Source organism: Pandoraea eparura, assembly GCF_902459725.1.
Lineage (GTDB): Bacteria > Pseudomonadota > Gammaproteobacteria > Burkholderiales > Burkholderiaceae > Pandoraea > Pandoraea eparura.
On record NZ_CABPSH010000003.1, the window covers coordinates 145,637 to 159,074 of the forward strand.

Genomic DNA, 13,438 nt, shown 5'->3' on the forward strand with positions numbered 1-13,438 from the left:
CGGCAAACGCGGCATACGTGAATCCCATTGTAACGCCATGCCGCGCGAGCGTGTGACCCACCCGCAACGGCAAGAAATTCCCTTTGACGACAAAGACTTGGCGCGAACACGCGGACCTTCGATAACGAAGTCACCCAGTGTCGCGCCAACCTTGTGTCGTCGGGCGCCCTGAAGTCGAGACCGAATCAGGGACGCTTTTCGAGCACCCGATCGATCAACCCATACTCGACGGCATCGGCCGCCGACTTGAAGTTGTCGCGATCAGTGTCGCGCGCGATGACTTCGAGCGACTGGCCGGTGTTATCCGCCAGCAGTCGATTCAACCGATCCTTGAGCAGCAGGATTTCCCGGGCGTGGATCTCGATGTCCGAGGCCTGGCCGCGGGCGCCGCCCAACGGTTGGTGAATCATGATGCGCGCGTTCGGCAGCGCGAAACGCTTGCCCTTCTCGCCCGCCGCCAGCAGGAATGCCCCCATGCTGGCCGCCATGCCCAGACACAGCGTCGAGACCGCCGGCTTCACGAACTTCATCGTGTCGTAAATCGCCAGACCCGCCGAGACGGAGCCGCCGGGCGAGTTGATGTACATCGAGATTTCCTTGTCCGGATTTTCGCTCTCGAGGAACAGCAACTGGGCAACGACGAGGTTGGCGCTCTGGTCGTTGACCTCGCCCACCAGGAAAATGATGCGCTCCTTGAGGAGTCGCGAATAAATATCGTAAGCGCGCTCGCCACGACCACTTTGCTCGACGACCATCGGCACGAGGCCAAGGCCTTGCGTCTCAAGGGCGGAGTTGTGCGTCGGGGAGGCGAGTTGGGCGAGCAATTCGGAACGGGTAATCATATCGGTTCGACCCTTCTATCGAGATGGTTTTGCGCGCCGCAGGGAGGAGGCCCGAGGGCCATTTGGAAAAGAACCGCCACGGCCTTGCGGCCGCGGCGGTTCAATCGGTCGTGTCGATCGCGATCAGGCTTGCGAGTTGCCAGCCAGTTCTTCGAAGCTGACTTGCTTGTCGGTGACCTTGGCCTTACCCAGGACGAATTCGACCACGTTGTTCTCGACGACGAAACCTTCCATTTCCGCCATGCGCTGCTGATCGCCATAGTACCAGCGGACGACTTCCTGCGGGTCTTCGTAGCTCTTCGCGAACTCTTCGACTTCGGCCTTGATCTGCTCCGGCTTCGCCTGCAGGTCATTTTGCTTGACCAACTCGGCCAGGATCAAACCCAGCTTCACGCGACGCTCGGCTTGTTCCTTGAACATCTCTGCCGGGATCGGCACGTTAGCAGCGTTCGGCACACCGCGTTGCGTCAGGTCCTGACGGGCCATCGCCACGAGGCGCTCCTGGTCCTGTGCGACCAGTGCGTTCGGCACGTCGAGTTCCGACACCGAGATCAGCGCGTTCATCACCTGATCCTTGAGCAGGGCCTGCGTGCGACGCTTCACTTCGCGCGACAGGTTTTCCTTGATGTCGGCGCGCATCTTTTCCATGCTGCCGTCAGCGATGCCGAGCGACTTGGCGAACTCGTCGTCAACTTCCGGCAGATGCGCCCACTCAACCTTCTTGAGCGTCACGGTGAACGTGGCGGTCTTGCCCGCGACTTCCTTGCCGTGGTACTCGTCCGGGAACTTCAGTTCGAAATCCTTCGACTCGCCGACCTTCAGGCCCAGCGTCGCCGTCTCGAACTCGGGCAGCATGCGGCCTTCGCCCAGCACGAACACGAAGTCTTCGGCGCTGCCGCCGGCAAATGCTTCACCGTCGATCTTGCCGACGAAGTCGACCGTCACGCGGTCGCCGTCCTTGGCTTCAACCGAGCCGCCGTCGCCGTGGGCGCCGGCTTCGCCGCGCACGTGATAGTGCACGCGCTGCTTGCGCAGGATGTCGATGGTGCGGTCGATCTCGGCTTCCGAGACGTCCGTCGTGGTGCGGCTCACCTCGGCCGTGGCCAGGTCACCGATCTTGACTTCCGGGTAGATCTCGAAGGTGGCGTCGAATGCGTACTCGGCCTCGCCAGCGTCAGCCTTCGGTGCGAAGCGCGGCTGACCGGCGACGCGCAGATCCTGTTCCTTGCTGATATCGAAGAATTGCTGGCCGACCTTGTCGCTCACGACTTCGGCTTCGACCTGACCACCGTACTGCTGGGTGACCATCTTCAGAGGCACCTTGCCCGGGCGGAAGCCCGGCATGCGCACCGTCTTCGACAGCTTCTGAATACGTGCCGCAACTTCTTTTTCGACTTCCTGCTTGGGCAGGGCGATGGTAAAGCGACGCTCGAGCTTGCCGAGGTTTTCAACAGCGATAGTCATGAGGATATTCGTCCTTCCAGAGGGTCGTTCTATGTTGCAGCGAGGGAATGCCGCAAGCGGACCCTGTCAGTTAATCAACCTTGGGCCGGAACCGACGTCGCGACGCCGGCTTCCCTCCGCCCCCGACAGTCGGGGTAGCGCCAAAACGGTTTTGAACACAAAGCGGGACATTTTAGCAAACTATTGTCCCGCCTCCCGACTTTCCGCCCGGAAATCAGGGAAATCGGGCCATTTTGCCTTCGCTTACCTTCCCGGCCTCTGCGCCGCGTCGATCCCCTCCCGGTCCGTCAGCGCCGACTCGAACACCGATTTAGAGGGCCACATCCAGAAAAAAATCTTGGACACCCCGCTTCAGACGTCATAGGATTCAATCAAACGTTCGAATGAAACATCGGTTCATTACGCTGTTACGCTGACGCGGCATTGCGCCGCATCACACAGGAGGTGCTTAGTGAGCCCACGACTTTCTGTCGGCCGGCAAGCCGGCGATACCAAGCTGCGCATCCTCGATGCCGCGGAGGACCTGTTCATCGAATACGGCTACGAAGCCATGTCCTTGCGCCAGATCACGTCGCGCGCCGAGGTCAATCTGGCCGCCGTCAACTATCACTTCGGCAGCAAGGAGACGTTGCTGCAGGCCATGCTTTCGCGTCGACTCGATCGGCTCAACGATGAGCGACTGGCGCTGCTCACGCGCGCCGAAGCCGCGTGGCCCGCGCCGCACCTCACGTGCGAACACGTGCTGGGTGCAATGTTCATCCCTGCCCTGGCCATTTCGCATCATCGCGATATCGGCGGCCCCGCGTTTCTGCGCCTGCTCGGGCGCGTGTATGCGGATCCGTCACCGTTCATCCGCGACTATTTGCAGCAGCATTACGCCCCCGTCTTCGAGCGCTTCTTCGACGCCTTCGCGCGCGCGCTGCCCGAACTGCCGCGCCAGGAGCTGGGCTGGCGCCTTCACTTTGCCCTTCAAGCGCTGTCCGGCGTGCTCGCCAGCAGCGATACGTCGCGTCTGATCGACACGTTCGCGCAAGGCGAGGCGATGGGCGACCTGCAGGTCGTAGCCAGGCTCACGGCCCTCATGGTTGCCGCGCTCCGGGCGCCGATGCCGGGAGACGAACAACTGGCGAGCTTTGCCGCCGTCTTTGCGCTGGCGAAGGACGCGGACATTACGCCACCGCGCGAAGCCGGACAGGCCGCTGAACCGCTCGTCGCCGCCGCGCAAGCGGACGGCGTGGGGCGCATGCCCGGCGCCGACGACCGCTCGCTCGCGAATGCCTGAACAAAAATAACGGAAGGCCTGAGACCGCCCGAGCGGGTTCGGGACGATCCAACACGCAGCCCAAACCCGACAAGGCGCCGACATGGCGCCGGCAAGCCGACCGGGACGAGCGGCCGATTCGGCGCTGAGGCGCCTCCAACCGCAGCTACCGCAGCTACCGTTGCTACGGGCACTCGGGCGGATGGCACACCGCAAGGGAGGACAACATGATGACGCTATGGATACTTGCGTGGGTCTCGGGCGTGAGCGCCCTGCTCTTCTATCGCGCACACGCCTGGCAGTGGCTTACGGCGAGCCTGGTGTGGGTGGGCGCCGGCGCGGTGAGCGGGGTGACCGGCACTGCCGCGACGGTGCTGCTCGCAGTCGTTTTCGTCTTACCGGCACTGATGTTGAGTCTCGGCCCGCTGCGGCGCGCGTGGATTACCGCGCCGATGCTCGCCAAATTCCGCACGATCATGCCGGAGATGTCGGAGACGGAGAAAGATGCCATCGAAGCGGGCACTGTCTGGTGGGAGGCCGATCTGTTTTCCGGTCGTCCCGACTGGCAGAAATTCACGGCGCTGCCCGCGCCGGCGCTATCCGCTGACGAACAAGCCTTCCTGGACAACGAGGTCGAGCATCTGTGCGACCTGTCCAACGACTGGGAAAGCACTCAGGTCTGGCAGGACCTGCCACCAAAGGCATGGCAATACGCGAAAGACGCCGGCTTCCTCGGAATGATCATCCCCAAGCGCTACGGCGGCCTCGAATTCTCCGCGTACGCACATTCCCAGGTGGTGATGAAGCTGGCGTCGCGTTGTTCGGCGGCCGCCGTGTCGGTCATGGTGCCGAACTCGCTCGGCCCGGCTGAACTACTGCTGCACTATGGCACCGAGGCGCAGAAGGACTACTATCTGCCGCGTCTCGCGAAGGGCGACGAGATTCCCTGCTTTGCGCTCACGAGCCCCTACGCAGGCTCGGACGCCGCCGCCATCCCCGACATCGGCATTGTCTGTCGGGGTATCCACGAGGGCCGCGAGATGCTGGGTTTTCGCGTGACGTGGAGCAAGCGCTACATCACCCTGGGCCCTATCGCGACCGTGCTCGGCCTCGCCTTTCGCGCCCTCGATCCCGACCATCTGCTCGGTGACGACGGCACCCCCGGCATCACCTGCGCGCTGATTCCGACGAACCACCCGGGCGTGGTGATCGGACGCCGTCACTGGCCGCTGAATGCCGTCTTCCAGAATGGCCCGAATTCCGGCAAGGACGTCTTCATTCCGCTCGACTGGGTGATCGGCGGGCGGGCGCAGGTGGGCCAAGGTTGGCGCATGCTGATGGAATGCCTCGCGGCCGGCCGCGCGATTTCGTTGCCGTCGTCGAACGTCGGCTACTCGAAGATCGCCGTGCGCGCCACGGGGGCTTACGCAGCCGTACGGCGTCAATTCCGTACGCCCATCGGGAAGTTCGAAGGCGTCCAGGAGGCGCTCGCGCGCATGGCGGGCAATCTGTACACGATGGACGCCGCCCGTCGCATGGCAGCGCTTGCCGTCGATCTTGGCGAGAAGCCCTCGGTGATCTCGGCCATCGCGAAATACCACGTGACCGAACGCGCGCGCAAAGTGGTGAACGACGGCATGGATGTCGTGGCGGGCAAAGGCATCTGCATGGGCCCGAACAACTTCCTTGCGCGCGCCTATCAGCAGATTCCGGTCTCCATTACGGTGGAAGGCGCCAACATCATGACGCGCTGCCTGATGATCTTCGGCCAGGGCGCGATCCGCTGCCACCCTTATGTGCTCAAGGAACTTGCCGCCGCGCAAACGGCGGATCGCGCGACGGCCGTGCGCGCGTTCGACGACGCCCTCTTCGGCCACCTGAGTTTCGTGACGAGCAACATCGTGCGCGGTGCGTTGCACGGCGTCACGCACGCCCGATTTTCGGCGGTGCCCTCGAACGCCGCGCCCGAACTGCTCGCGTACTATCGTGCGGCGAATCGCCTCTCGACGCTTCTCGCCATTGCAGCCGACGTCTCGATGGCGGTGCTCGGCGGCTCGCTCAAACGCCGCGAGCGCCTCACCGGACGGTTGGGCGACATGCTCTCGCAATTGTTCCTGCTCACGGCCACCCTCAAGCGTTACGAGGACGAAGGCCGTCCCGCCGCCGATCTGCCGCTGGTGCACTGGGCCGCGCAAGACGCGCTCTGGCAGGCACGCGAAGCGTTCGAAGGCGTGCTGGCGAATTATCCGTCGCGCGTGGTTGCGTGGTGGATGCGCTGGAAACTCACGCCGTTGGGCTTGCCTTATGCCAAACCGTCCGACGCACTGGCGACCCAGGTTGCCGAGTTGATGCAGACCCCGGGCGACGCCCGCGAGCGCCTGATCGCCGGCAGCTACTCGCCGCGCCCTGAAATCGACGGGCTTGCGTACGGCGAACTTGTGTTCCAGATGACGCCGCAGGTCACCGCGATCGAGCAGCGTCTGCGCATGGCGGTCAAGGAAGGCCGTCTGCCGACGATGCCGCAAAGTCTGCCCGAATTCTCGGCGTGGGTGGAACACGCCGCGACGCTGCATCTCGTGAGCGACGGCGAGCGTCAGGCGCTCGCGCAGTACGCCGACTATGCGGCGCGGGCCGTGGCCGTGGATGACTTTCCGCCCGACTTCGGTCGCCTGGCCGACATGCAGCACGCCCAACACGCCGAAGCGGCCGACGAAGCGCTCACGTTGTGAGCCCGCCCGCCGCTCGCCAAGGCTCTTCTCCGTGAGGATTTCCGCGCCGTGACGACGTCCGACCGATATCTGGCTTTCGCCAACTCCGCCGTGGGCAGCCGCCTGGCCAATGCACTGGGGTTGCCTCGCCCCGTGCCGCTCGAGCGGATGCCGTGCGTCGACAACACCGACGCCATGGCCGACGCACGCGCAATGCCCGTCTCGCTCGCGGTCGTGGGCGGCGCCGGGGACGCCCCGCTGTTGCCTGACCTCGCGCGTGAGCTGCATCGGCTCGGCATGCCTAGCCTCGCCCATGCCGAGCGGCTCGACTGGATCTCGCTCGCCAATCAGGCGGGCACGATGAGCGGACGATTCAACCCCAGCGAAGGCGTACGTCCCAAGGCGTTGCTGTTCGACGCGAGCGCCATTGCCAGCACCGACGACCTGAGCACGCTCTACACGTTCTTCCACGACACGCTCGCCTGCCTCGACCGATGCGCCCGCGTGCTCGTGCTGGGCGTGCCGCCCACGCTCGCGTCGACGCCACAGGCGAGCGTGGCGCAGCGCGCGCTGGAGGGCTTCGTGCGATCGCTCGCCAAGGAACTCAAGCGCGGCGCCACGGCGCAGTTGCTCTACGTCTCGCCGCAGGCCCGGGCATCCCTGCACTCCACGCTGCGCTTCTTTCTCTCGCCGCGCGCCGCCTACGTGAGCGGTCAGGCCATCACGCTGCAAGCGCCGGTGTTCGAACCACCCCCGATACAGGACCGGCGTCCGCTGGCCGGCCAAGTCGCGGTCGTGACGGGCGCGGCACGCGGCATCGGCGAAGCGATCGCTACCGTGCTCGCCCACGACGGCGCGCATGTCGTATGCGTCGACATCGCGGCCGCACAGGGCCCGCTCGACGCCGTGGCAAGCCGTCTCGAAGGCAGTGCGCTCACGTGCGACATTGCCGCCCCAGAAGCGGGGGCGGCGCTGCTCGCCCATCTGGCCAAGCAAGCGCCACATGGCCTCGACATCCTCGTCCACAACGCCGGCATCACGCGCGACAAGACGCTCGTGCGCATGAGCGAAGCCCAATGGCAGAGCGTGCTCGACATCAATGTCGGTGCGCCGCAACGTCTTAACCAGGCGCTGCTCGACGCCGGCGTACTGCGCGCCAACAGTCGGATCGTCGGCGTGGCGTCGATCAGTGGCATCGCGGGCAATCGGGGCCAGACGAACTACGCCGCGTCGAAGGCCGCGGTGATCGGCATGGTCGAAGCCTGGTCGCCGGTGCTCGCCGAGCGCCAGATCAGCATCAACGCGGTCGCGCCGGGATTCATCGAAACGCAGATGACCGCCGCCGTGCCATTCGCCATTCGCGAAGCCGGACGCCGCATGAACTCGCTCGGCCAGGGCGGCCAGCCGGTCGACGTGGCCCAGGCCATTGCCTGGCTGGCGCACCCGGCGTCCGGCGCATTGACCGGACAGGTCGTGCGCGTGTGCGGCCAAAGCCTGCTCGGCGCATGACGATGCCAAACGACCGCCCTCGCGATCCATCCGGCCAAGCGTCGCCTACCGCCGCCGAGTCCGCGCCGCTCGACATCACGCGCCTGCCCTCCCCGCTCCCGCTGTTTCTGCGGGCGCTGCTGTCGTTTCGCAAACCGGCGCACGCGCAGCCGCTCCCGCCGCTGGCGTTCGCGCGCCGCAACGTCACACTCGACGCAGGCGAGATCGCCCGTTATGCGCGCCTGTGCGGCTTCACGGCGGCGCACGGTGTGCCGCCGACATGGCCGCATCTGCTCGCCTTCCCGCTGCATATGCTGCTGATGACCGACCGCGCCTTTCCGTTCGCCATGCTCGGCATGGTGCATCTGGACAATCGCATTCTTCAACACGCGGCGCTCGCGCCCGGAGACCGGCTCGACATCGACGTCCGGTGTGGCCCGCTGTTCGCGCACGACAAGGGACAAGTGTTCACGGTTCTCACCACGGCGCGACGCGGCGGCGTGGTCATATGGACGGGAGAGAGTGGCTACCTGCGTACCGGCGTGCCCGACCCGCTCGGCGCCCCCTATCGCGCCGCGTTGAGCGCCGCCCCGTCGCTCGCGAAGACCTTCGCATGGCAGGTGCCGGCCGACCTCGGTCGCCAGTACGCGCGCGTATCCGGCGATTACAACCCGATCCATCTGTGGCCGATCACGGCCAGATGGTTCGGCTTCCCGCGCCCCATCATTCACGGCATGTGGAGCTTTGCGCGAAGCCTTGCCGCCGTGCTACCGACCGGCGTGCCAACGCTGGATCTGCGCGTCGAGTTCAAACGACCGCTGCCGCTGCCGGGAGACGTCACGCTTTGGTGCGATCCTCGCGGCGGCGCCTTCGAACTGCGCGACGCGGCGGGGGCGGTGCCGCATCTGCGCGGACGGTGGCAACGCGCGCCGACCGATTCAACCACATCGACCGCATCGACCACGTCGACCACGTCGCCTGCTTCCCTCGATCCGGACCGTTCATGAGCGCCTTCACCCCCACCGCGCCCTCCCCTGCCTTGCGCCGCGTGGCGATCCTCGGCGGCAACCGCATCCCGTTTGCGCGTTCGAACGCGGCCTACGCCACGGCGTCGAATCAGGACATGCTCACCGCGGCAATCCAGGGCCTCGTCGACCGATTCGCGCTGCACGATCAGTGTCTCGGGGAAGTCGCCGCCGGGGCGGTTCTCAAACACGCGCGCGACTTCAATCTGACGCGCGAATCCGTCCTGTCGACAACGCTCGCTCCGCAAACGCCAGCCTACGATGTCCAGCAAGCCTGCGGCACGGGCCTGGAGGCAGCGATCCTGACCGGCAACAAAATTGCGCTCGGCCAGATTGACGTGGCGATCGCCGGCGGGGTCGACACGGCCTCGGACGCCCCCATCGCCGTGAACGAGACACTGCGCAGGATTCTGCTGGAGGCCAACCGCCAGCGCAGCCCCGCAGGCAAGCTCGGTGCGCTCGCGAAGGCGCGTCCCGGCATGTTGTTCAAGCCGGCGTTGCCGCGCATCGGCGAACCGCGCACCGGTCTCTCGATGGGGGAACATTGCGAGCAGATGGCCAAGCGCTGGCAAATCGAGCGCGCCGCACAGGACGAACTCACGCTCGCGAGCCATCGACACCTGGCCGCGGCTTACGAACGCGGGTTCTTTCTCGATCTGATGACGCCGTTTCGCAGCCTGCAACGTGACAACAACCTGCGCGCCGACCTCACGCTCGAGACGTTGGGCGCTCTGAAGCCGGCGTTCGATCGCAGCGTCACGGGCACGCTCACGGCCGGCAATTCGACGCCACTGACGGACGGCGCCTCATGCGTGCTGCTCGCGAGCGAAGACTGGGCGCGCGCCAACGGCATTCCGGTACTCGCCTATCTGACTTACTCGCAAACGGCGGCGGTCGACTTCTTCCATCCCGACGAGACCCGCCGCGAAGGCCTGCTCATGGCGCCCGCCTATGCCGTGCCGCGCCTACTCGCCCAGGCCGGTCTCACGCTGCAGGATTTCGATTTCTACGAAATTCACGAGGCGTTCGCGGCGCAGGTGCTCTGCACGTTGAAGGCGTGGGAAGACCCGCAGTACTGCCGCGACAGGCTGGGACGCGCCGCGCCACTGGGCAGCATCGACCGGCAGCGGCTGAACGTGAACGGCAGTTCGCTCGCCTGCGGGCATCCGTTCGCGGCGACCGGCGCGCGTATTCTTGCCACGCTCGCCAAACTGCTCGCCGAGCGTGGCGGCGGACGTGGCCTCATTTCGATTTGCGCGGCCGGCGGACAAGGCGTGGTCGCGATGTTGGAGCGATAGCGCAGCAGACGTTACAGGGGCAGCCACAAGCACGGCCCCACCGGCGAAGGTGAGTTGCCATCAGAGCGACCGCTTGATTCCGGGAGCCCGTGCCCCAAGACCTCGAGGGAGACAACCATGGACCCAGCGGTTCCGCACGAACGCGTGTGGCTCAACGCCTATCCCGCCGGCGTTCCCGCCGACATCGACGTGACACGCTACACGTCGCTCGTGCAGGCGTTCGACGAATGGATCGACAAGTACCGGGAACGCGTCGCGTTCGTGAGCCTGGGAAGCGAAATCACTTACGCGGAGGTCGCCCGCAAGGCGCGTGCCTTCGCCGCGTGGCTGCAGGCACACGGCGTTCAGAAGGGCGAACGCGTCGCCCTCATGATGCCCAATTGCTTCCAGTATCCGATCTGCCTGTTCGGTACGCTCATCGCCGGGGCCGTGGTCGTCAACGTCAATCCCCTGTACACCGTTCGCGAGTTGAAACATCAACTGCACGACAGCGGCGCGCGCACGATCGTCGCGTTCGAGAACTTCGCGAAAACCGTGCAGGACGCGATCCCCGGCACCGAGGTGCGCCACGTGCTGGTCACCCAGATCGGCGACCTGCTCGGCCCGGGCGCCAACCTCAAGGGACGCCTCGTCAACCTGCTCATGCGACGCGTCGCGAAGCAGGTGCCACCCTATGATCTGCCGCAGGCGATACCGTTGTGCCGGGCGCTCGCCGAAGGCGCACGGCAAACGCTCGCGCCGGTGCCGCTCATGCGCGACGATCTGGCCTTCCTTCAATACACGGGCGGGACGACAGGCGTCGCCAAGGGCGCCATGCTTTCGCACGGGAACGTGCTCGCCAACCTGTTGCAAACCGAGGCCTGGGCCGCTGGGCAGCTCGACGGCGACATCGAGGTGAACCTATCGCTGCTGCCGATGTATCACGTGCTGTCGCTCACGGTGAACTGCCTGGTGTTCATGAGCCTGGGCGGGCGCAACATCCTGATCGCCAACCCTCGCGATGTGAAGAAGGTCGTCTACATCATTCGCAACGAGACATTCACCGGCGTCACGGGCGTGAACACGCTGTTCAACGGCCTGCTCGAAAACGAGGCCTTCTGTGCCCGCGACTTCTCCCGTCTGAAACTCTCGCTCGCCGGCGGCATGGCCACACAGCGCGCCATTGCCGAGCGGTGGAAGCAGGTCACCGGCAAACCAATCATCGAAGGCTACGGCCTCACCGAATGCTCGCCGATCGTCACGATGAACCCGGTCGATCTCGCGCATATGAACGACGTCGATTTCACGGGCTCAATCGGCCTGCCCGCCCCATCGACCGACGTGCGCTTCAAGCGCGAGGACGGCACCTGGGCTGCGCTCGGCGAGCCGGGGGAGTTGTGCGTGCGCGGCCCCCAGGTCATGCGCGGCTACTGGCAGCGCCCGGCGGATACCGCCAACGCATTCGACGCCGACGGCTGGCTGATGACAGGCGACATCGGGGTGATGGACGCGCGCGGTTACGTGCGGCTCATCGACCGCAAGAAGGACATGATTCTCGTCTCGGGCTTCAACGTGTACCCGAACGAGATCGAAGACGTCGTGATGCTCCACCCCGGAGTTCGGGAGGCGGCGGTGGTCGGCGTGCCGGATCCGGTGGCCGGCGAGCGCGTGAAGCTCGTTGTCGTCGCCAAAGATTCACAGTTGAACGCCGACACGCTGCTCGCCCATTGCCGCGAGCACCTGACCGCGTACAAGGTGCCGCGAATCGTCGAGTTCCGTCAGGGCGAACTGCCCAAGACCACCGTCGGCAAGATCCTGCGGCGCGAACTGCGCGAGCCGCAGGGCAACGCGTGAGGGAGACAAACAACATGCCCAAGTACCTCAATGTTCACACCCCCCTCATTCGTGGCGTCCGCCGCGTTGCCCTGGCCCTCGCACTGCTGCCCATAACGCTCGTTGCCTACGCGCAAAGTGCATCGAATCTGCTCGCCCCACCCCGCGCCGCGGCGAGTGTGGACGCTGCGTCGGCCGCGTCCGCCATTCCGGCGACATCGGCCGCCCCCGTCTCCCCCGTCTCCCCCGTCTCCCCTGTCGCGCCCCCCGCCGCCGATGTGACGGGAGACGCCGCCACGGTCGATGCCGAAGTCGCCAAACTGGCGGCGATGCCGGCCGCCGCGCAAGCCGAATGGTTGTCGCGCACCATCAAGGGCGGCGAGTGGGTCAAGCTGAGCGATGCGCGGATCGTCGCCCACATGCGGGTGATTCAGGCCGATGCGCTCGTGCGGTTCCTGAAAGCCGAGTCGGCCGCGTTGCCCGAATACCAGTACGAGCTGACGCGCCACGAGCGCATCAACAACCAGTGGCAGACCACGCCTGACCGTATGCTCGTGAAGATTCGCGAGACGCCGCGCCAGATCTACGTGAAATGGCTGCCCGGTGGCGCCCACGCGGGGCAGGAAATCCTCTACGACGAGACGAAGCGACCCAAGGAGATGTATGGCCACCTCGGCGGCATTTTTGGCTTCGTATCGATCTGGAGCCGTATCGACGGCACGCTAGCGCGCTCACAATCCAATCACACCGTGCGCGATCTCGGCTTCGCATTCATTGCGGAGCAGATTGCGCACGATGGCCGAAGCTTTCGCGCAGCCGGACTGCCAGAAACGCCGGCTAGAATTTCGGTATCCGAATCGAACGGTGTGCGCGTGCTCGCGCTGGAGTGGGATGCCCCCGCGGGCCCGCCGCAGCATTATGCGTACAAGTCGCGCGTGCTGCTCGACTTGAAGACCGGATTGCCGCGCGGCATCGAAGCGTGGGACGCGGCGGGACAAAAGCTTGAGGAAATGCGCTTCGAGAAGGTGCGCAAGGCGTCGTGGACCGACGCGACGTTCGATCCGAAGAATCCCGATTACAAGTTCTGACGCCGACGCCCCGATGGCCGTCGCGTGTGACCGACACCGACGCGTGGCGTCAGCCTGACGCGCCACGACAAACCAGCGACGAAGGCCCGCCACCCCGCAAGGGAGGTGGCGGGCCTTCGCCCATGGGCACATCACGTGCCGGTGCCATCGCGACACAGCCATGGCGCGACGATACCGGCTGGCCAGGACCGTTCAGGTCTGTGGCAGTTCGATCTTCACTTCGAGCACTTCCAGGTTGTCCTGATGCTCGACGCTGACCTTGATGTCGTCTTGTGCGATCTTGACGTACTTGGAGATGACGGCGACCAGCTCGCGCTGCAACGCCGGCAAGTAATCGGCCGGCGGCGACGAGCCCGCGCGTTCGTGCGCCAGAATGATCTGCAGGCGCTCTTTGGCAACGGCGGCGGTCTTTTTCTTCTCCCCCAGGAGGAAAGACAGGAAGGACATGGGCG

General features: G+C 65.4%; 10 protein-coding genes. 7 read left to right on the top strand and 3 right to left on the bottom strand.

The features are described 5' to 3' along the window. Positions 1-185: 185 nt before the first annotated feature. Positions 186-839, bottom strand: coding sequence for an ATP-dependent Clp endopeptidase proteolytic subunit ClpP (gene clpP, locus PEP31012_RS08655; RefSeq protein WP_150585583.1), 654 nt, complete (start codon positions 837-839; stop codon positions 186-188). A 126-nt stretch (positions 840-965) separates the two neighbouring features. Further along, positions 966-2,306 carry a trigger factor gene (gene tig, locus PEP31012_RS08660; RefSeq protein WP_150588959.1) on the bottom strand — a complete coding sequence of 447 codons (1,341 nt, stop codon included), beginning with the start codon at positions 2,304-2,306 and terminating at the stop codon, positions 966-968. 451 nt (positions 2,307-2,757) lie between these two features. Here tig and PEP31012_RS08665 point away from each other — a divergent pair, with 451 nt between their 5' ends. The 7 genes from PEP31012_RS08665 (at position 2,758) to PEP31012_RS08695 (ending at position 12,986) form a co-directional block, all read left to right on the top strand. After that, on the top strand, positions 2,758-3,588 hold the full coding sequence (locus PEP31012_RS08665; RefSeq protein WP_150588960.1) for a TetR/AcrR family transcriptional regulator: 831 nt from the start codon (positions 2,758-2,760) through the stop codon (positions 3,586-3,588). A 209-nt stretch (positions 3,589-3,797) separates the two neighbouring features. After that, the gene (locus PEP31012_RS08670; protein WP_425494945.1) at positions 3,798-6,296 is read left to right on the top strand and encodes an acyl-CoA dehydrogenase; all 2,499 of its coding nucleotides are present in this window, start codon (positions 3,798-3,800) and stop codon (positions 6,294-6,296) included. Positions 6,297-6,344: 48 nt separating this feature from the next. Next, a complete protein-coding gene (locus PEP31012_RS08675) occupies positions 6,345-7,784 on the top strand; it encodes a 3-oxoacyl-ACP reductase (protein WP_150588962.1) in 1,440 nt (479 codons plus the stop codon). 2 nt (positions 7,785-7,786) lie between these two features. Next, positions 7,787-8,770 carry a MaoC/PaaZ C-terminal domain-containing protein gene (locus PEP31012_RS24135; protein WP_150588963.1) on the top strand — a complete coding sequence of 328 codons (984 nt, stop codon included), beginning with the start codon at positions 7,787-7,789 and terminating at the stop codon, positions 8,768-8,770. After that, positions 8,767-10,086 (top strand): acetyl-CoA C-acetyltransferase, encoded by a 1,320-nt coding sequence (locus PEP31012_RS08685; protein ID WP_150588964.1) that lies wholly within the window; start codon positions 8,767-8,769, stop codon positions 10,084-10,086. Before PEP31012_RS24135 ends, PEP31012_RS08685 begins: the two co-directional genes overlap by 4 nt. A 117-nt stretch (positions 10,087-10,203) precedes the next feature. Then, positions 10,204-11,919 carry an AMP-binding protein gene (locus PEP31012_RS08690; protein ID WP_150588965.1) on the top strand — a complete coding sequence of 572 codons (1,716 nt, stop codon included), beginning with the start codon at positions 10,204-10,206 and terminating at the stop codon, positions 11,917-11,919. Between the two features lie 14 nt (positions 11,920-11,933). Beyond that, positions 11,934-12,986 (top strand): DUF1571 domain-containing protein, encoded by a 1,053-nt coding sequence (locus PEP31012_RS08695; protein ID WP_150588966.1) that lies wholly within the window; start codon positions 11,934-11,936, stop codon positions 12,984-12,986. 192 nt (positions 12,987-13,178) lie between these two features. On the opposite strand, the gene minE is transcribed toward PEP31012_RS08695, so the two are convergent. Next, entirely contained in the window at positions 13,179-13,433 is a 255-nt protein-coding gene (gene minE, locus PEP31012_RS08700; protein WP_010808102.1) for a cell division topological specificity factor MinE, read from the bottom strand. Positions 13,434-13,438 lie beyond the last annotated feature (5 nt).